Below are 18,086 nucleotides of genomic sequence, written 5' to 3' on the forward strand. Positions count from 1 at the left end.
TTTTTTCAGATTATAATTTTAAAAACATTATTGATTTAAAAGTGGTATTCTTATTGCCGAAACTTTCACTAACTTACTATTTTGGCTCCAAAATATGCATTACTCTCGCTGAAATTGTGTATATAATGATTATTACCACTCACATCTATATCACAACTAAATCAGCTACAATTACTGACATTTTCGGTGTTCGCACTATTTATATTATCGCTTCTTTTCTTATTTTATATTCTGCTTGTTTATCTTTTAGCTTATTAAAATATCAGAAGACAGAGAAGAAAGATATTTCATTTTAATCTATAGAGCAAAAAGGACAGGGTTCACCTGTCCTTTTGTATTCTCTATTCATGATAAGTTCGGAATCTTTCTATGTTTTTTCGCTTGTTCAAAAGCATATGCCAACTTAATTAAAGTTCCTTCACTAAAAGCAGTACTTGCAAGAGTAATCCCAAAAGGTCTCCCGCTTTTCATATATCCGGCTGGTATTGCTATAGATGGGTAACCAGCTTTTGCACATATTGTAGAGCCTATATATGAAGGGAACATTATCGCATCAATATCGTATTTTTTTAATGCAAAATTAATTCCTTGTTCTTGTGAAAAGTATATATCTTCTAATCTTGCATTTAAATATTCAGGATTTCTTAACGTATTAGGAAAATCTTTTCTGATTGCTAATTTATTTTGTCCGTATTTCAATGCCTTTTCTTCTATCTGATTATTAAAATCAATTAGTTCTGAAATCGAATGCACTGGAATATTGGAAGGTAATTTAGAAAGATAGTTATCTAAGCTATGCTTCAGTTCATAAAGCGGTACTCCCCAACTCCATTCCCTATGAAAAGATGGAATATCGATATCCCCTATTATTGTCGCCCCTTCATTACGTAACACTTGAATCGTTTCTATAAGCAATTTTTCATCATACTCACCAGATTCGTAATAATCTTCTGGTGCATTACTAAACACACCAATCTTCGCTCCTTTTAACCCATTAATATCAAGATAAGTTGTATAATCCTGCTCTGTCCTTCCTTCACTTTTGTGAGTGGCTGTATCTACCTCATCCACTCCCGTCAAGTTCCCTAGTAGAATAGCAGCATCTGTTACCGTTCTAGCAAACGGACCGGCTGTATCTTGAGAATATGTGAACGGAATAATGTCTCTACGGCTAATTAAACCAACAGTCGGTTTAATACCTACAACAGAGTTTTGAACAGCTGGGCTTAAAATAGAAGCATCTGTTTCTGTACCAACGGATAATACTGTAAAGTTAGCAGCAACTGCAACGGCAGACCCTGTACTCGATCCACCGGCAAACATATCATCTTTTCCTGTTCCGTAAGGATTTATTGTTTGACCGCCCCTAGCGCTATATCCAGCCCACATTTCAAAAGACATTCCGTTTGCTAACTCTGTCATATTTGCTTTCCCTAGTATAATTGCACCTGCTTCTTGGAGCTTTTTAACAAGAAATGCATCTTCACTACTTATATTTTGTTCCAGAGCAATCGTACCTGCACTTGTATGCATTGAGTCACTCGTTTCAATATTGTCTTTAAGTAAAACAGGTATACCATGTAATAGGCCTCTTACACCCTTTGTCTTTCTTTCATGATCTAGCGCTTCTGCAATAAAGATAGCATCCGGATTGATTTCTAAAATAGAATTGATTTTCGGACCATCTTGGTCATACTTTGCGATTCTATGAAGATAATACATGACTAATTCTTTTGAAGTTAACTTCCCATCCTCCATCGCAGTTTGTATATCATGAATTGTTAATTCTTTTTGCAATAGTGTATTGAACTGAATTTCCATTTTCATTCCCCTTTTATAAGCCCTTATATATATGACGTATATCTATTACTTTTTCATTTTCTCCGCTCCTCGCATTAACAACTACTATTCCTATACAGGAATTCAACTCACCTATTTAAAAATTTTTAATTTCCAGAGAAATAAAAAGAGTCTGAACCGAATTCAATATCGCCTCAGACCCTTTTTATTATTTTACATATACCTCTTCTAGCAAATGTAAAAACTCTCCTTGTTTACCTGCTAATTCAGGGCATTTGTTAATATCAATCCACTCATAACAAAATACCAAACCTTTGTCTTCCTCACCAGCACTTACTATATGTTCCCACGTATCTTTCACATCTGTTAATAATGAAATGTGGAAAAAATGACGTTTTTGATATTCCTTTTTTTCTTTCATATAAATAATGTAATCAGAAAGGAAGCGCTCGATACAAAAATGGCGTAGTCCTGACTCTTCTTGCACTTCACGTAAAATTGCTGCCTCTAACGTTTCCCCGTCATCTACTGTCCCACCTGGCACTTGGATACCAGCCTCTCGTATATCACGATGTTTAAAAACGAGCAGTTGCATAACCCCTTCTTTTTCTCTCGTAATATATGCATGTACCTTTTTCTTATATAACATCGTCATCTTAGCCCTCTCCCCTCAATTTATTACTCCGTTACTTCTTCAATCGTCAGTTGGTTTTCATATAAATATGTAGCTTGCGGATTCCCAACATACCGTACATGCCACGGTTCATAACGATAACCGGTAATCCCTTCTTTCTCTTTCGTATATCGAATAACAAAACCAAAATTATGGGCATTTTCAGAAAGCCACTTTCCTTCTTTCGTCTCCCCAAAAACAGTTTCTAACTGAAACTTAGCTGATTGAGATGTAATATCCATAGCTAGTCCTGTTTGATGCTCACTCGTTCCAGGGACTGCACTAGACATCGCTGTCTTTGCTTCCCCATCTTGCCTTTTATACATCGTATTTAATGCTTTTTGTCTATCAAAAGATCTAAATCCAGAGACTGCAAAAAGGAAAATCCGCTCATTATCGGCTTGCTGAAACATTTCCTCAAGTGCCACCGCTGCCTCTTTCCTCATCTTTTTCTTTTCTTGATCACCTTCACTAGAGTAACGTACTTTCGGAACAACTAAATCTGGCGGTCTATACCCATCTGGTAAACGCCTATTTTTATTCACAAGTACAAGCATCGAATTTGGATTACTAATGACTGCGATATCCCCATCCATATTAGCAATCGTTTCTTTAGCTTTCGGGAATATATTGTTTACATTCACTTCCCGCGCCTCTTTTTCCTTGTACATCTTATAATTTATTCCTGCTACTCCAACAATCAGTATCATTGCTATGGTACCAAGTAGTGCCCATCTTTTTTTCATATAACGACCTCTTATTTTAATAATTTGGCCATTTCATACTCATCGATACCTTTTCCATCGATGATAAGAGCAGATTTTTTGACACCTTCTTGTGCAAATCCAATTTTGCTATATAGTGCCTGAGCTCTTGTATTGTGGGCCATTACCGTTAATTCTAAACGCCATACATCATGTAATCTTGCCCACTTCTCTACTTCTTTAAACAAACTCGTTCCAATACCTCGGCCACTATACTCTTGCAAAATACCAATTACAATGCCTGCCACATGTCTCTTTCTTTGAATATTATTTCCATTAACTAGAATAAACCCTACTATTCTCTCTTCTTCAACTGCTACAAATATTGTCGCATATTCATTTTCTATAAAACGGTGGACCATCTTTTCTTGTTGATCTACTGTCGTTTTTCTTTCTCCTAGTTCGTATAACATAAATTTCGTCTCTTCGTCCAATTGCTTATTTAATTGCAAAAACGATGTTGCATCTTCTACTCTAATCTCTCGTATCACCTTGATCTCCTACCCATCCTGTTAGTTGAAAACTTTCCTTGTAAAAAGATTTTCTCCACTATTCCGAAAATCCCTTTCTAAATTTCTAACTATAAATAGACAAATTTCGATATCAATATAATAATAGGGAATTTTGTCTATAATGTGACATCTCTCTCTACCTATAGATTATGAACAAACAAAATAAACGTAAGCTTCTCGCTTACGTTTTTCCCGTATTAACGGGTATCCCGATTGATGAGGGCTAATTAAATTCCCACTTTATCCATTCACTTTTTCCGCTTGCCAAAAATACCCTCCAAATGCTTTAGCAAGAACATCAATCGATCTATTTAATTCTTCCTCTGTATTATCTACGCCACCAACTTCAATTAAAATCGCCTGTCCTGATAAGTCTTGATTATAGACTCCATTTCCTGTTTGGAATCCTTTTTGAATGACACCACGGCTCACTCCTGGATATTTCTTATTAATTTCCTCATGAAGAGCTGTTGCTAATTGTAAGTTCTTTTCATAATTTTTATTTCCTTTCCCAATTACAAAAGCAAGCTTTGCATATGGTTTATCTCCAATTGTTTTTGTCGTGACATTTTTCCGTGCACTATCACGGTGCAAATCGAAAAAATATTGGAGTTCTTTATTACCAGCCATCGCTTCTTGTACAATTTCTCGTGACAGTTTATAAGAACTATTACTATTTAATCCTTTACTTATTAATTTTTGACCAACATCAGTTTTATCGTTAGTAGCACCGATTCCTTCGCCTTCTAACTGTTCACGCAATCGATCGCCAACTATTGAAATATTCGTTACAGAACTCGTTGCTTTATTTGGATTTGGATCATTCGTTAAGTTGAGTAACGGCAAATAAGATTCCCAGCTATGTGAATGATAAATAAATGCAACTTGTCTTTTTCCCGTCGTTTGAGATGGTTGTTTCTTCTCTTTATTCGGATCAGGCTTAGGAACTTGTCCAGCTTCCCCAGTCCGTTCCTTCACTACTTCTTCAAGAGGAACACTCGATTCTATCGGTAAGTTGGAGTAATTTGTTCCTTCACCTGCTATAACGATTTCTGTATCATACTTCCCAAATCCCGGAAGTTCTTTCCCGACAAAACTACGTACATCATCAAAACGAATATTCGTAGCCATCGAAAAGAGGAATGAAGAAATAGAAAAGTCTTGATTCAAATTCCGGTACTCCTGTGTAAAATAATGATTCTCTTTCCCAATAACATACATGTAACCATTCATTGATAACTCATTTAACCAATTATATAAATACGTTGACTTTGTCTCTTTCATGGAAGTTACCATTACACTAATAAGAAAGAAAGTCGCTAATACCGTAGTAATAACAAATATAATTAACTTGCGTACACTTGTTAATTTCACGTAAAAAAAGCCTCGATTCATACTATCACCCTCTCTATTTCAAGTTATGTACAAGCTCTAGAGAATAGACCGCTTAAATTCCGGCTATATTGTTAATGAGGTGAAATGAATTGAAGCTACTAATAGGAGCATTACCAATCGCTTTATCAATTACTTTTTATTTACTTGCTGTACATCCTAAAATTCGTATTGTGCTACATATTTTCGCATACTTAGCACTGTATGTACTCGGGACAATTATTTCTATTAATATATATGATGTTTTAATGCAGGGCCTTGTTTTCATGACAAGCATTCATGGAATTTTACTAAATCCATTTTTTCTACTTGCAGGAGCATATATAGGTATATACACTTTGTACTTAATTTTGTCTCAAATTATTATGAAACTAATGAATATAAAAAATGGAGCGTAACGAAATGCAGCCACCATTCATCTGTCATACATGTAAAAAAAGAATAGCAAGAAAGAAAGATCTTATTACCTCTACATGGCATTTCCGCTTTTATTTATTTCACAACACATGTTTCAAAAATCAGCAATTATTTGTCTCACGTTTTATTCCTATAAATACACTCTTTAGTTGCTTTCTTATTATATATGGACTTATTGCTGGTAGCATTCTAATGTTCACGGAGCCATCTATCGTTTGGCTTATTTTTTTGCTTCCTATCTTATATCGGTTTCTTTCCTATTATTACGTTAAACGTTTTTTCTCTAAATAACTAGTAGACTGACCTCTAGGAATGCTTAAACACTCCCATTCATTTTCTTTTAACATTTTGCCCATGTAAATAATCTGTCCAATATGCAAAGCATAATGAGAAATTTGTCTTTCAATTGCTTGTATGACAGTAAGTGCTTCACCGCGAATGTATACTGTCTTTAATAAGTGTTCATGCATTATAGTATTCATCGTTTTAAAAACGTATTCCCACCCTTCTTGCCACGCTGCAAGGGCTTCTTCCTTAGAACGATAGCCCCCTTCAAATTCACCATCTCGGTTACGATCTGTTTTTTCACCATCAGACGTTAAAAAATCCGTCCATCTTGAACGCATATTACCATGTAAATGCTTAATAATAATCGCAATACTATTTGTCTCCTCATGAGAAGACCACATTATTTGTTCATAAGATAATTGAGAAAGTACTCGTTCTCCTTGGTTTTGTGTTGCTTTGAAATTCGAAATTGCACATTTTAAATACTCTCGTCCAATATCCAAATTAACACCTACCTTCACACTAACTAATTTTCGTTCCATTCGGTAGTTCCATATTAGGCTGAAGTAAAACAACATCGTCAGCTTCAGGAACTCCGCCAAGTACAAGCACTTCCGATTTAAATCCTGCCACACGCTTTGGTGGGAAATTCACTATAGCAACGACTTGTTGACCGATCAAATCTTCTGGATTGTATCTTTTCGTAATTTGAGCACTTGATTGCTTAACCCCTAACTCTCCAAAATCAATCTCTAACTTAATTGCAGGAACCCTCGCTTCTTTAAATTCCTCCGCCTTTCTTACCGTCCCAATACGCAAATCCAAAGTTAAAAAATCTTCAAAACTAGCCATTTTATCAATCCTCCCAATTATTACTTAGACGAAACATAAAAATCCCCTTCAAAAAAAGAAAGGCGCCTAGGCACCTTTCTTTTGTAACTCACTTGATTCATTTGATTTATAGAAGAAGAAACCGAGAACCCCGCCAACACATGCTGGGATTAACCATCCTATTCCTTCTTTATATAATGGTAACATTTGTAGTACATTTGAAACCCCGTCAATTTTTATGTTCGCACTTTCTAAGCCATTAAATAAACTAATTGACAATGCACCTAATATTGCACCAATATAAATTGTATTGCGCTTTCCAATCCATTTATGGAAATATGAAAGCACGATTAATACAATTGCAACTGGATAAATGATCATTAACACTGGTAAAGTTACTGCGATTAATTGCGTCAATCCTAAGTTAGATACAATTAAACTAAATACACATACTATTGTTACAATCGTTTTATGCGAAAATTTCGGGAATAAGTTTGTAAAGAACCCTGCACAGGCAGATGCTAATCCAACCGAAGTCGTTAAACAAGCAAGTGTAATAACAAGTCCTAATAAAATTTTCCCACTCGTTCCATACAACTCATTTACAACATTCGTTAATATAAGACCACCGTTCTCTGAAACACCAAGTGATGTACTTGTTGAACCTAGATAAGCAAGTGATAAATATATTAACGTTAAACCTATTACAGCAATTACTCCTGATACGACTGTTATTTTTGCAATTTGTCCGCTCTCTTTTATTCCTTTTGAGCGAATAACTTGTACAACAACAATTCCAAATACAAGAGCACTAATTGCATCCATCGTTAAATACCCTTGAATAAACCCACCAAAGAAAGCATTTTCTTTATAAGCAGCTAACGGTTCCGCCGGTGTTCCAATCGGATCAATAATTGCCTTTCCGACAATAACAGCAACTATTAATACTAACAACGGTGTAAGGAACTTTCCAAACCAATCAACTAATTTAGATGGATTTAATGATAAATACCACGTTACTCCGAAGAAAACTATAGTGTAAAGGAACAGCATGTACCATTCTGAAACCATTGCTTCTGATAAAAACGGCTTCATTCCCATTTCAAATGAAACAGCTCCAGTACGCGGGATCGCAAAGAATGGTCCAATTGCTAAATAACTAACCAGTGGAAAAACAAACGCAAATATAGGGTGAACTCTAGAAGATAGCGCTTTCAAGTCCCCCTCTACAAACGCCACAGCTGTGACAGCCAATAGGGGTAATCCGACTCCCGTTACTAGGAATCCAATTGTAGCAATCCAAACATTTTCTCCTGCTTGTTGACCTAAAACTGGCGGAAAAATTAAATTTCCTGCTCCTAAAAATAATGCAAATAACATTAAACCGATTGCTAGCGTATCACCTGGCCTTAATCGTCCCTTCATCTCTTTCATTTGCATAGCACTTTTTCATTGTTTTTCTCTATTCTCACAATATGCTATGCATCCTCCTCTCTGTTCATAATCATAAAATATGCCCCTTACAAAGCAATGTCTTTCTCCATAATTTCTCCATTCCCCTTTTAATTACTCTAAAAGATAAATTTTGATTTTTTTGAAAATTTAAGTCGTTAGAGTGTTATAACGTGGAGTTTAGTTGTCAGACCTCTTTGTTTTTATCACACATATAGTAACATATTTGGCTGAAAAATAAAAACATATTTTTAAATAGAATTTTTTGAAAATCAAAATTATCCACACATACCTCCTTTATTTATTCTATTACGCAAATATTTTTAAAAATTTACGATTTTTATACTTTATTATATTTGAATATTTTTATACAAAAAAAGTGAAAGCCATCAAAAAATAAGATGGCTTTTACTTTTTAGTCTATCGTTTCAACTTCACGTGGATTCTTCATCTCTTCAACATACACAACTCTAAATCCATGATCTTCTAAATCCTTTAGCAATGTTTCTAATTCACTATCTTCAAACTCTTCTCCCAATGTAAACATAATTCTACGTACTAATAAAGCATCATTATCAAAAGTCATTAAACTTTGAATACCAGTGTATTTCTTTAGCACTGTCGATAATTTTTGAATGGCCCCATTATAATCTTGTGTTCCAATCATGACAGAATACTTACTAGAATGGACCCCCCATGCATCTTCTAATAGTTCAAAAACTTTTTTATGAGTCAAAATACCAAGGAAGACCCCTTTTTCATCAACTACTGATAAATACGGTAGTTTTTTAATTGTAAAAAATACTTTAAAGAAGGAAGAGTCTTCTCTCACGTACCCATTCTTATCGTTCAATAATTGTAATACATTATCTTCAAGTGAACCTTTATATTCTAAAATATCTACTTTGTATACATTCCCTAAAAACTTCTCTTTTTTTTCATCTAAAACTGGTACGCAACGATACCCCGTTTTATTTAAATGCTCCAGCATTTCCCCTATCGTAATTGAACTTGAGCAAAACAAAACTTCCCTCTTTGGCACATAATTCCCTTTAATCCTCATAAAAAAAGCCTCCTTATGCTAAAATACTTTCTGTGCCATAACTATATTATATTTTCAGAAAAAAATAAATATATTATTTTACTTTTCTGAAAATTATTCATTTTTCCGTCATAATTTATTCATTAATCATACACTTGTTTAAAGTGAAACTTTAATAAGTGGGGATTTTTCCACCCATTTATTATTAGCCTTCACCAATCGGGCTTTTATAGGCAGTTGATCTCCCCACCTAACTTCTACGCATTCGCCGAATTTTGAGGTGGAGTCTACTACCCGTTAAAGCGGGATAATCTCAGTATAGTATATTCTCTCTAACTTACTTCGAGAAAAATGTGTTGTAACTTCATCCGAAAAAAGCTAAAATAAGAATAAGAATTTTCTGAATATTCAAAGAGCAGGTGATTGAATGTCCTTATTGCGCTCACATATATGTAAATTTATAGCCGGTGTTTTGATTATTTTTGTCATAAGTCCTCTTCCAGCATTATTCATTACACATAATTATTCCTACTTAACTGGATTTGTAAGTATTTTCCATAATTTAGTGCAGTCTTCTTCCATTTCAATTCCAACAATTGATTGGATGCATGAACCTATCCTTTTCTCAGCAAATCAGCTTATACATACACAGAATATAATACATACCTCTAGCCATTCGTCACCACTGTTCCCCTACATATGGGAAATATATTTTTTATCGATCGTTCGTTTCACATTCACTCTTGTAATCGGTTTCTTTATAAGTCTAGGAATTGGCCATCTATTTTTAAAAGCACCAAACTCATTAAAAAAGTGTAGTTCTTTATTTCGCTGGATACCGTATTCTTTTGGCACTGTGATATTACAATGTTTAATCCTATTATCACTTCTCTACATCGCAAAATTCATAAAGTTTCCTTTCTTCTCCTCTTTTATCATCGTATGTAGCACTTCTATGATAATCGTTATGCAAGCAATTAAAAAATGGCTACCGTTCTTAAATACTACTAATGAATACGAAATAAAAAATTCATCTTTCCTTGTTGATACGTTATTTATTGCGCTTACTTCCAATCATAAATCTATTTTGAGTTCCATTATTCTTTCATTCGTTTTTATGGAATGTATTTTTCATACAAATGGACTATTACAATTTATCGTCCAATTTGGCAAAAATGCACCTATAGTTGTCACAATTGGTTTATTACTACTTTATATTCCATATAGCATCTTATCGTTTCTCCAAGCTTTATGGACAACAAACTACGCTAAACAGAACACGTATACTTTAACTAGAAGTATTTCGAAACCATAACATAGAATAACCGTCTACCTAAATTAAAAGTAGACGGTTATTCCTATTATATAGAGGACAAAATAACAACAAATTAAAAAACTACTAGTAAAACCTACCATTATTTACCCATTTTCTTTGACTAATCTTTTCATTTAGATTTATTATAAACGTATAACATAATTGCAGGAGGTGACATCTTTATTCCAAAGTAGGAATAAAGAACACACTTGGACATATTAAATATTTTTCTCATCTTTATACTTATCCTTATTTCTGGTTTTTTCGTTGCTTCAGAATTCGCTGTCGTAAAAGTACGAAAAAGTCGAATTGACCAGCTTGCTAATGAAGGTAATAAACAAGCATTAGCTGCAAGAAGCGTTTTATCTAACTTAGACGTTTATTTATCTGCTTGTCAGCTCGGTATTACTATCACCTCTTTAGGACTTGGTTGGCTTGGTGAACCAACTGTAGAACATTTACTACGACCACTATTTGAAAAAATCAATATTACTGGAACAATGGCTAACACGTTATCCTTTATTATTGCTTTTAGTGTGATTACTTTTTTCCATGTTGTATTAGGCGAGTTAGTTCCTAAGTCTTTCGCAATCCAAAAAGCTGAAGCAATCACATTAAAATTTGCAAAACCGCTTATTTTGTTTGATAAAATTATGTATCCATTCATTTGGTTACTGAATAGTTCAGCTGTATTTTCCACTAAATTATTAGGTTTAGAACCTGCAAAAGAAAATGAACTTGCTCATTCCGAAGAAGAACTACGACTCATTTTAGGTGAAAGCTATAAAAGCGGCGAAATTAATCAAACCGAATATAAATATGTAAATAATATTTTTGAATTTGATGATCGTGTTGCTAAAGAAATTATGGTACCTAGAACTGAAATGGTTTGTTTATCTACTGAAAATACGTTAGAAGAAAATATGAAAATCGTTGCAACTGAAAAGTATACACGTTATCCTATTATTGAAAAGGATAAGGATGATATTATCGGAATGATAAATACGAAAGAGATTTTTCATAATCAAACAAAAGGCATTTACAAACCACTTGATGCCTACATACATCCTGTTTTAACTGTATTTGAAACAGTTCCCATTCGTAAAACGTTAATACATCTCCAAAAGAACCGCGTACAAATGGCGATTGTTATGGATGAATACGGTGGAACTGCTGGCCTTTTAACGATGGAGGATATTCTCGAAGAAATTATCGGAGAAATTCAAGATGAATTTGACGCAGACGAATCACCAATGATTGAAAAGCGTACTCCTAAGCTTACTGTTTTAGATGGGAAAGTACTCATTTCTGAAGTAAATGATATGTTTGGCCTACATATCGATGAAAGTGATTTAGATACAATTGGTGGTTGGCTTCTCTCTCAATCAATTGATTTAAATATTGAGGCTGGCTATTCAGTTGAATATGATGGTTTTCAATTTAAAGCATTAGAACTTGATGGGCATCAAATTAAAAAGATTGCTGTACATAAATTAGATACTACAAAGGAGCTATAAAGTGACTGTTTTACTAACAATTTGTATCATTGCTTGTTTCATTGTTTCATTTCTTGCCTTTATATACCCCATTATCCCTGGCATCCTTGCCGTATGGGCTGGCTATTTCATTTATCATTTTGGAATAAATGGCGGAGAGTTAACGACATCTTTTTGGATTATTCAAGTCATTTTTACACTCTTCATTTTCGTTGCTGACTTTATTGCAAATGGATACTTCCTAAAAAAATACGGAAGTACAAAATCGGGCGAACGTATTGGCATGGTTTCTATCATTGTCGGATCGTTCTTCTTCCCACCATTCGGGCTTATTATCATACCGTTCTTATCTGTATTTATTACGGAACTAATGCATAAAAAGGCGCCAAAAGACGCCCTTTTAGTCGGAATTGCAACTGTAGTCGGTTTTTTAAGTAGTACAGTAGCCAAAGCCATTCTCCAAATCATTATGATTATCATCTTTGTATGCTATATCATTTTTTAGCCATCCCTATTTTGGGATGGTTTTTTAATATGAAATACCTACTCGGCTTTTCTCGTATAAGCTTTTATTACGTAAACTCCATGTAAAATGAGCGGTATCACCAACTGTGATTTCCGATCCATCTGTTGGCAACATATCTTTTTCAGTTCGATATACACCTGTTACATCACCATCTATTAAATGAGTCGGACAAACAACAGTCCAACATAGTTTACTATTATTCAGCGCTTCATAAGCAGCTAAGTGATCTTCCGCAGCTGTTGTCATTTTTCTTTTCGATTCTTTTGATTGAAAACGATATATACTTGGGTTTGTTCGCGCTTGTAAAATACCAGCCGTTCCTATTGTAACAATTTTTTTTATGCCCTCTTCTTCCATTTGCTTTATAATAATCGGTATACTCTTCTCTAACGTCCCATTCCGATCAGTTCCAAGAGCACTAATTACAATATCACATCCTTTAATTGCTTCCTTTATATCATCTCCGCTTAATACATTTCCCTTAATAACATGCAACCTTTCATGCTCTATTTCCACTCTACTCAAATCACGAACTAATACCGTTACTTCATATGAATCTTGTAATGCCAATTTCATAATGTGTGATCCTACTCTACCTGTCGCCCCTAATATACATACTTTCATTTACTTTCTCCTTTTCAATTCTTTCTCTCTATTTTTCCGCAAAACTTACAAATACGCAACAAAAAAGCTCCCTCATATATGTGAGGAAGCTCTATTATCCATTTATTTCTTTTCTTTCGAATCAGAAGACTTGTCTGTTCCGCTTGTTTCTTTATCTTTCTTTCCATCTTGCTGCGAAGTTGTGTCATCCTCTTTCTTTTTATCCTCATCTTTACTACAACCTACCATTAATAAAGAACTTGCAAGTGCCATAGCAGTTAATGACTTAACCCATTTGTTCATTTGCGTTTCCTCCCTTTGATAGAATATGTACAATCCCATATTACTCTTTATTTTTAAAGGAAAGATTTAAAAATAGTAAAGATATAGTAAATTATTGTAAATTTTCTGATAACATAACCAATTTTTAATCCCCCCCTCTAATTAGACATAAAAAAACTAAGGCGCCTTTCATTCCACCTTAGCTTTTCACGCAAATTTTTCATTTTCATATACATGTTTAATCTTATATTCCTTCTTCACAACATATTGCCAAACATTATATGCGTAACGATTCATTTTCACAAAACAATTTTCCAGAAAAGAACGAAACTCCGGGTTCGCAACTTCTACTGCCACTTGAGCAAACTTTAATGCTAATCGCTTCAAATGTGTAATATAACAAATAGCAATCCCCATATCCCCTGTATATTCATTATCTGTTTCCCTATCCATTTCTGTAAATTCCGGCCACATTTGTTTACAAGTTATATGCTGTACATTTTCTCCTTCTTGAAAATTTACTTGTTCATTATATGCTTGCAACATATACGGTAAATGATGCTTTAAAATATCCTTTAATTCTTCATCTCGAACCTTGCCCGTGTACTCTCCAACTTTATATATAAGTGTGTAACTATATGTCATCAATTCTTTCATACAATCCATTAAAGTGCCTCCCTTCCTATTTTCCATCTATATACTATAAATATGATGCGATAACATTCGCTATTCTTCCTAGAAACCAATCCCAGCGACTAATTTTCTCAAAATCTTCTTCTGAAAATCGTTTTGACTTATGAAAGTCTTCTTTTAGTCGATTCCAGACATCAGCAACGACTGTCTTATCATATATGACACAGTTTGATTCGTTATTTAAATAAAAGCTTCTATTATCAAAATTCGCTGTACCAATATCGACGATTTCCTCATCAATGATTGTCACTTTCCCATGAAAAAATCCGTTTCGATATTGATAAATCTCCGCCCCAGCATCTAACATATCTTTCAAATGAGGATAGGCAGCTTGTTTTAACAATACGGCATCACTTTTAAAGGGAACGAGAATTTTCACACGGACACCACGATTTAATGCATCTTTCAGTCCTTTTACCATTTCTTTACTCGGTACAAAATATGGTGTAGCAATAATTAAGGAGTGTTTTGCCTTCTTTAATAGTGCACTGTACTTTTCCCATAAGCCTTTTCCATTCGAAAATATATATTGATATTTTACATTTCCTTGTACAGGTAACTCTTGACGTATAGGGACCTTTTCTCCCGTATCTTCTTGCCAATCTTCCGCAAATTTCCGTTCCATATCAGTAGCTCCATTCCCTTCGATGCGTACATGATAATCACGCCACGGACCAAATTTAGGATCCTGCCCAAGATATTCCTTTCCGATATTGAAGCCACCAATGTACGAAACTTTCCCATCTATAGTAACAATGCGTCTATGATTACGTTGATGCAAAGAATAAAATAAGTTTTTTAATTTAAGTTTTTTACTAAATGTAAACTTCACGCCTTTTTCTTTTAATTGATTAATTATCTTTTTCTTAAGCTTATATCCGCCAATGCGGTCTACTGACAATTTCACATCTACTCCGCTAGATGCTTTTTTCTCTAATAATTGTAAGAATTCTTTGCTTACCTCATCTTTACCTACAATATAAAAATGAATATACACATTCTTTTCTGCACGATTTATATTCTCAAATAAACTTCTATATAACTCGTCACCGTTCGTATATAATTGAAAATCCCCTGACCGAATTTTTTCTAATTCATATCCACTAGCCATTTTCTTCCCCATTTCCACATCAACGTTCATCCATATGAATACACCTATAAAACAAATTATTACAATTAAAAAGTGCTTCATGGATACGTTCCTTTCTCTAACTACTGTTATTCCTATATCTTTCCTTTTTTTAAACATTATCATACAAAAAATATGTCATTGCATGATATACGTCCATATCAAACAGGAGCTCATCTGCATATTGTATGTTGTATCTTAAAATAAAGGAGGAAATAACAATGGGCTTCGCACATGGTAATGGATTTGCGCTACTAGTCGTATTATTTATCCTCTTAATTATCGTCGGTGCTGCTTGCTTCTGCTAAGCAGTTATTGTAATACGATATGGGGATGAAAAAACTATGAAAGCGGACACCTATTTTAGGTGTCCGCTTTTCATTTCAAAAATCTCCTAGCCTATAAAAAAAATAGTACCACTAGGAAAGTATTTTACATCAAAAAGTTAGCAGTGTAGCTACCTTCTTACTCTCTGCCTTACGAATATGGCGCTGTTCTGCACGTAACACAGCAATTCGATGCAATTCTTTCTCCTCTTCTGTCTCAGGGATAACACGCGGTACAGGGACTGGATTATTCTCCTTACTAAGCGCAACAAAAGTAACGAATGAAGTTGCTGCTACACGTTTTTCACCTGAAATTAAATCTTCTGCTACTACTTTCACAAATATCTCCATAGAAGTTCTTCCCGTCCAAATTACGAAAGATTCATAACTAACACAATCTGAAGAACGTACTGGATATAAGAAATCTACCCAATCCATAGACGCTGTGACACATTCCATTCTCGAGTGTCTCGTTGCTGAAATTGAAGCAACCATATCCATCTCCGCCAATATCTTTCCACCAAATAGCGTGTTATGATCATTTAAATCCGTTGGAAATACTCGACTCGTTTTAAAAACTCTTGATTCATTAGCTGTTTTACCCTTTACTTCAGTCATTGTTATCACCCCTTTAATTATATATCCCTAATATCCAAACATTTACTACATCTCATGAACTACACGTTTAATATTAACAATTTTTAGAACTTTTAGTCCACAAAAAAGAACCGATTTTATCAATCGGCTCCTCTAAATACATATTGTTCTTTCGGCTGTTCAACTTTATTCCATTTCGTTACTTCTAACACTGGAATATTCGCATGAAACGGCTGATAAAATTCAGTTGAAATTTCTCCTTCCACCTGAATCCAATCATCATTTTTCCACTCTACACCTTCTGGTTTTTTAACTAACATACCATATACACCCGAATCCGCAACACAATGTATAATACCGAAACGGAATAAGAAATATTGTTCCTTTTTAGAAGAATCATCTCGGAAAACAAATCCTTTATAAGACAGGGTTTTACCAGTAAATTCACCAGGATAATTATAAATTGTCTCCATACCCTTTAAGAAATCTTCATCTTTTAAAGTGATATTGTCTTTCGTAACAAACTCTTTCTTCCCTTTTTCCATTACACCACGATATCCTTCTTTCCCGTAATAAATACTCGTATCCGGTCTTAAGAATTGTCTTGTCATAAATGGATCTTTACTTTCCGCTTGTGCAACAGGAAAGTGAAATCCCTTCGCCTTAACAATGTCCGAATCTAATGTTGCAATTGGGAAAAACAATCCTGAAATAATCGGAAAACAGAACAGAATATAAGAAAACGTTCGTTTCCACCATGTATTTTCATCTTTCGAATGATCGTGCCCACAATGGCTATGATCACAATTGCAATCATGTTTCTCTTTTTCCTTTTGATGCTCTTTCTGGAAAACGATAATAATTTGTATAATCGTTAAGAAACCTAAAATAATAGCTGCCGTTTTTGATAAATAGGCATACTTCATATTTATATACTTCGTAATGTTACCGGAAATATGAAGCTGTCCAATTAAAATTGTAAAACCTAATAATATATATGCTCGAAACATAACCTACCACCCCATCGCATAAATGAGTAGTGAGCTTGCATAAACAACAAGTGTAACTGTAACCGTCACAACAATTACAAATTTTGTTTTAAATGTCGCAAGCATCATAAACATATTTTTAATATCCACCATCGGTCCATATACGAGGAACGCGACTAGTGACGCTGTTGAAAATGTACTTTGGAATGAAGAAGCAATAAATGCATCTGCCTCTGAACAAAGTGATAAAATGAAAGCAAGTCCCATCATAACAGCTGATGAAGAAAACGGACCTTGTCCAATTGCAAGCAATGTTGAAGTTTGTACAAATGTTTGAACCGCAGCTGCAATTAACGCACCTAGCACTAAATATTTTCCCATTGAGAAGAATTCCTCAACAGCATGTGTACATACATCCCACATTTTTTTACGTAACGGACGCTTATGATTCACTTCTGGGAAGTGATCATCTCTTAATTGATGTTCTTTAAACATAAATGATAATATAATTCCAACGATAATTGCTACGATAATCGCCACAATAGAACGATACCATACCATGTGCATACTACTTCCAAAAGCAACATATGTTGCAAATAATACAACTGGATTAATAATCGGTCCAGTTAACATAAATGCAATTCCTGCATAGGGTGGAACCCCTTTTCCGATTAATCTTCTTACAATCGGAACAATTCCACATTCACACCCAGGAAACATCATACCTAAAAAAGTAGCTAATAAAACAGACAGAAATCGGTTCTTCGGCATCCATTTTGCCACCATATCTTCTGTCACAAACATTTGAATGAATCCTGAAATAAATACACCAATTAGCACAAATGGAAGTGCTTCGATTAATATTGAGATAAAGATTGTATTCATTTGCAGGAATGCTTTCGGTAATTGAAACAATTCCATGATGTATTTCCTCCAACTTTTCATTAACAATATGTAAT

22 protein-coding genes and 1 pseudogene are annotated in these 18,086 nt (G+C 34.3%); 7 read left to right on the forward strand and 16 right to left on the reverse strand.

Features of this window, described 5'->3' with window-relative positions:
- Positions 1-53 precede the first annotated feature (53 nt).
- A pseudogene (locus ACE38F_RS17915) lies at positions 54-257 on the forward strand (MFS transporter); the annotation flags it as partial.
- An 88-nt stretch (positions 258-345) separates the two neighbouring features.
- Here the strand turns inward: ACE38F_RS17915 and ACE38F_RS17920 are convergent.
- The 5 genes from ACE38F_RS17920 to spoIIP form a co-directional block, all read right to left on the reverse strand.
- Positions 346-1,821, reverse strand: a complete 1,476-nt coding sequence (locus ACE38F_RS17920; RefSeq protein ID WP_375370704.1) for an amidase family protein — start codon at positions 1,819-1,821, stop codon at positions 346-348.
- Between the two features lie 187 nt (positions 1,822-2,008).
- Entirely contained in the window at positions 2,009-2,455 is a 447-nt protein-coding gene (locus tag ACE38F_RS17925) for an NUDIX hydrolase (RefSeq protein WP_375370703.1), read from the reverse strand.
- 23 nt (positions 2,456-2,478) lie between these two features.
- On the reverse strand, positions 2,479-3,219 hold the full coding sequence (locus ACE38F_RS17930; RefSeq protein WP_215556112.1) for a M15 family metallopeptidase: 741 nt from the start codon (positions 3,217-3,219) through the stop codon (positions 2,479-2,481).
- A gap of 11 nt (positions 3,220-3,230) precedes the next feature.
- The gene (locus ACE38F_RS17935) at positions 3,231-3,728 is read right to left on the reverse strand and encodes a GNAT family N-acetyltransferase (RefSeq protein WP_215556111.1); all 498 of its coding nucleotides are present in this window, start codon (positions 3,726-3,728) and stop codon (positions 3,231-3,233) included.
- 261 nt (positions 3,729-3,989) lie between these two features.
- On the reverse strand, positions 3,990-5,144 hold the full coding sequence (gene spoIIP, locus ACE38F_RS17940; RefSeq protein ID WP_375370702.1) for a stage II sporulation protein SpoIIP: 1,155 nt from the start codon (positions 5,142-5,144) through the stop codon (positions 3,990-3,992).
- An 89-nt stretch (positions 5,145-5,233) separates the two neighbouring features.
- Here spoIIP and ACE38F_RS17945 point away from each other — a divergent pair, with 89 nt between their 5' ends.
- Positions 5,234-5,539 (forward strand): hypothetical protein, encoded by a 306-nt coding sequence (locus tag ACE38F_RS17945; RefSeq protein ID WP_375370701.1) that lies wholly within the window; start codon positions 5,234-5,236, stop codon positions 5,537-5,539.
- Between the two features lie 4 nt (positions 5,540-5,543).
- Positions 5,544-5,849 (forward strand): permease, encoded by a 306-nt coding sequence (locus tag ACE38F_RS17950; protein ID WP_375370749.1) that lies wholly within the window; start codon positions 5,544-5,546, stop codon positions 5,847-5,849.
- Here the strand turns inward: ACE38F_RS17950 and ACE38F_RS17955 are convergent.
- The 4 genes from ACE38F_RS17955 to cbpA form a co-directional block, all read right to left on the reverse strand.
- The gene (locus ACE38F_RS17955) at positions 5,822-6,388 is read right to left on the reverse strand and encodes a DUF1572 domain-containing protein (protein WP_375370700.1); all 567 of its coding nucleotides are present in this window, start codon (positions 6,386-6,388) and stop codon (positions 5,822-5,824) included. The genes ACE38F_RS17950 and ACE38F_RS17955 overlap by 28 nt on opposite strands.
- On the reverse strand, positions 6,369-6,698 hold the full coding sequence (csaA, locus tag ACE38F_RS17960; RefSeq protein ID WP_078182131.1) for a chaperone CsaA: 330 nt from the start codon (positions 6,696-6,698) through the stop codon (positions 6,369-6,371). Before csaA ends, ACE38F_RS17955 begins: the two co-directional genes overlap by 20 nt.
- Positions 6,699-6,764: 66 nt before the next feature.
- Positions 6,765-8,102 carry a branched-chain amino acid transport system II carrier protein BrnQ4 gene (gene brnQ4 / locus ACE38F_RS17965; RefSeq protein WP_445979252.1) on the reverse strand — a complete coding sequence of 446 codons (1,338 nt, stop codon included), beginning with the start codon at positions 8,100-8,102 and terminating at the stop codon, positions 6,765-6,767.
- A 442-nt stretch (positions 8,103-8,544) separates the two neighbouring features.
- Positions 8,545-9,192 carry a cyclic di-AMP binding protein CbpA gene (gene cbpA / locus ACE38F_RS17970; RefSeq protein WP_002031550.1) on the reverse strand — a complete coding sequence of 216 codons (648 nt, stop codon included), beginning with the start codon at positions 9,190-9,192 and terminating at the stop codon, positions 8,545-8,547.
- Positions 9,193-9,598: 406 nt separating this feature from the next.
- Between cbpA and ACE38F_RS17975 the strand changes: the two genes are divergently transcribed.
- From ACE38F_RS17975 to ACE38F_RS17985, 3 genes are all read left to right on the forward strand, one after another.
- On the forward strand, positions 9,599-10,486 hold the full coding sequence (locus ACE38F_RS17975; protein WP_215556105.1) for a hypothetical protein: 888 nt from the start codon (positions 9,599-9,601) through the stop codon (positions 10,484-10,486).
- A gap of 209 nt (positions 10,487-10,695) precedes the next feature.
- Positions 10,696-12,003: a hemolysin family protein gene (locus ACE38F_RS17980; protein WP_215556104.1), complete on the forward strand. Its 1,308-nt coding sequence runs from the start codon at positions 10,696-10,698 to the stop codon at positions 12,001-12,003.
- A gap of 1 nt (position 12,004) precedes the next feature.
- Entirely contained in the window at positions 12,005-12,487 is a 483-nt protein-coding gene (locus ACE38F_RS17985) for a DUF456 domain-containing protein (RefSeq protein ID WP_215556103.1), read from the forward strand.
- A 24-nt stretch (positions 12,488-12,511) separates the two neighbouring features.
- Here ACE38F_RS17985 and ACE38F_RS17990 read toward each other — a convergent pair whose 3' ends face one another.
- The 4 genes from ACE38F_RS17990 to cls all read right to left on the reverse strand — a co-directional run bounded on the left by ACE38F_RS17990 (position 12,512) and on the right by cls (position 15,278).
- Entirely contained in the window at positions 12,512-13,132 is a 621-nt protein-coding gene (locus tag ACE38F_RS17990) for an NAD(P)-dependent oxidoreductase (RefSeq protein ID WP_341306993.1), read from the reverse strand.
- A 102-nt stretch (positions 13,133-13,234) separates the two neighbouring features.
- On the reverse strand, positions 13,235-13,414 hold the full coding sequence (locus ACE38F_RS17995) for a hypothetical protein (protein WP_215556101.1): 180 nt from the start codon (positions 13,412-13,414) through the stop codon (positions 13,235-13,237).
- A gap of 186 nt (positions 13,415-13,600) precedes the next feature.
- Positions 13,601-14,059: a spore coat protein gene (locus ACE38F_RS18000; protein WP_016104624.1), complete on the reverse strand. Its 459-nt coding sequence runs from the start codon at positions 14,057-14,059 to the stop codon at positions 13,601-13,603.
- Positions 14,060-14,093: 34 nt separating this feature from the next.
- A complete protein-coding gene (gene cls, locus ACE38F_RS18005) occupies positions 14,094-15,278 on the reverse strand; it encodes a cardiolipin synthase (protein ID WP_341306994.1) in 1,185 nt (394 codons plus the stop codon).
- A 158-nt stretch (positions 15,279-15,436) separates the two neighbouring features.
- On the opposite strand from cls, the gene ACE38F_RS18010 reads away from it, so the two are divergent.
- Positions 15,437-15,523, forward strand: a complete 87-nt coding sequence (locus ACE38F_RS18010; RefSeq protein ID WP_000505094.1) for a YjcZ family sporulation protein — start codon at positions 15,437-15,439, stop codon at positions 15,521-15,523.
- 129 nt (positions 15,524-15,652) lie between these two features.
- Here ACE38F_RS18010 and ACE38F_RS18015 read toward each other — a convergent pair whose 3' ends face one another.
- The 3 genes from ACE38F_RS18015 to ACE38F_RS18025 all read right to left on the reverse strand — a co-directional run bounded on the left by ACE38F_RS18015 (position 15,653) and on the right by ACE38F_RS18025 (position 18,048).
- A complete protein-coding gene (locus tag ACE38F_RS18015; RefSeq protein WP_002200764.1) occupies positions 15,653-16,159 on the reverse strand; it encodes an acyl-CoA thioesterase in 507 nt (168 codons plus the stop codon).
- Positions 16,160-16,278: 119 nt separating this feature from the next.
- On the reverse strand, positions 16,279-17,148 hold the full coding sequence (locus tag ACE38F_RS18020; protein WP_341306995.1) for a TIGR03943 family putative permease subunit: 870 nt from the start codon (positions 17,146-17,148) through the stop codon (positions 16,279-16,281).
- Between the two features lie 3 nt (positions 17,149-17,151).
- Positions 17,152-18,048: a permease gene (locus tag ACE38F_RS18025; RefSeq protein ID WP_002118586.1), complete on the reverse strand. Its 897-nt coding sequence runs from the start codon at positions 18,046-18,048 to the stop codon at positions 17,152-17,154.
- Between the last annotated feature and the right edge of the window lie 38 nt (positions 18,049-18,086).

The organism is Bacillus altaicus (genome assembly GCF_042136375.2).
GTDB classification, from domain to species: Bacteria; Bacillota; Bacilli; order Bacillales; family Bacillaceae_G; genus Bacillus_A; species Bacillus_A cereus_U.

Excerpts from the sequence above, each read along its gene's own strand:
- ACE38F_RS18020 (WP_341306995.1), bottom strand. The coding sequence starts at position 17,148 with ATGTTTCGAGCATATATATTATTAGGTTTTACAATTTTAATTGGACAG.
- ACE38F_RS18015 (WP_002200764.1), bottom strand. The coding sequence starts at position 16,159 with ATGACTGAAGTAAAGGGTAAAACAGCTAATGAATCAAGAGTTTTTAAA.
- ACE38F_RS17955 (WP_375370700.1), bottom strand. The coding sequence starts at position 6,388 with ATGGAACGAAAATTAGTTAGTGTGAAGGTAGGTGTTAATTTGGATATT.
- ACE38F_RS18010 (WP_000505094.1), top strand. The coding sequence starts at position 15,437 with ATGGGCTTCGCACATGGTAATGGATTTGCGCTACTAGTCGTATTATTT.
- ACE38F_RS17990 (WP_341306993.1), bottom strand. The coding sequence starts at position 13,132 with ATGAAAGTATGTATATTAGGGGCGACAGGTAGAGTAGGATCACACATT.
- brnQ4 (WP_445979252.1), bottom strand. The coding sequence starts at position 8,102 with ATGAAGGGACGATTAAGGCCAGGTGATACGCTAGCAATCGGTTTAATG.
- ACE38F_RS17995 (WP_215556101.1), bottom strand. The coding sequence starts at position 13,414 with ATGAACAAATGGGTTAAGTCATTAACTGCTATGGCACTTGCAAGTTCT.
- ACE38F_RS18000 (WP_016104624.1), bottom strand. The coding sequence starts at position 14,059 with ATGGATTGTATGAAAGAATTGATGACATATAGTTACACACTTATATAT.
- cbpA (WP_002031550.1), bottom strand. The coding sequence starts at position 9,192 with ATGAGGATTAAAGGGAATTATGTGCCAAAGAGGGAAGTTTTGTTTTGC.
- ACE38F_RS17930 (WP_215556112.1), bottom strand. The coding sequence starts at position 3,219 with ATGAAAAAAAGATGGGCACTACTTGGTACCATAGCAATGATACTGATT.
- ACE38F_RS17950 (WP_375370749.1), top strand. The coding sequence starts at position 5,544 with ATGCAGCCACCATTCATCTGTCATACATGTAAAAAAAGAATAGCAAGA.
- ACE38F_RS17920 (WP_375370704.1), bottom strand. The coding sequence starts at position 1,821 with ATGGAAATTCAGTTCAATACACTATTGCAAAAAGAATTAACAATTCAT.
- csaA (WP_078182131.1), bottom strand. The coding sequence starts at position 6,698 with ATGGCTAGTTTTGAAGATTTTTTAACTTTGGATTTGCGTATTGGGACG.
- ACE38F_RS18025 (WP_002118586.1), bottom strand. The coding sequence starts at position 18,048 with ATGGAATTGTTTCAATTACCGAAAGCATTCCTGCAAATGAATACAATC.
- ACE38F_RS17975 (WP_215556105.1), top strand. The coding sequence starts at position 9,599 with ATGTCCTTATTGCGCTCACATATATGTAAATTTATAGCCGGTGTTTTG.
- spoIIP (WP_375370702.1), bottom strand. The coding sequence starts at position 5,144 with ATGAATCGAGGCTTTTTTTACGTGAAATTAACAAGTGTACGCAAGTTA.
- cls (WP_341306994.1), bottom strand. The coding sequence starts at position 15,278 with ATGAAGCACTTTTTAATTGTAATAATTTGTTTTATAGGTGTATTCATA.
- ACE38F_RS17925 (WP_375370703.1), bottom strand. The coding sequence starts at position 2,455 with ATGACGATGTTATATAAGAAAAAGGTACATGCATATATTACGAGAGAA.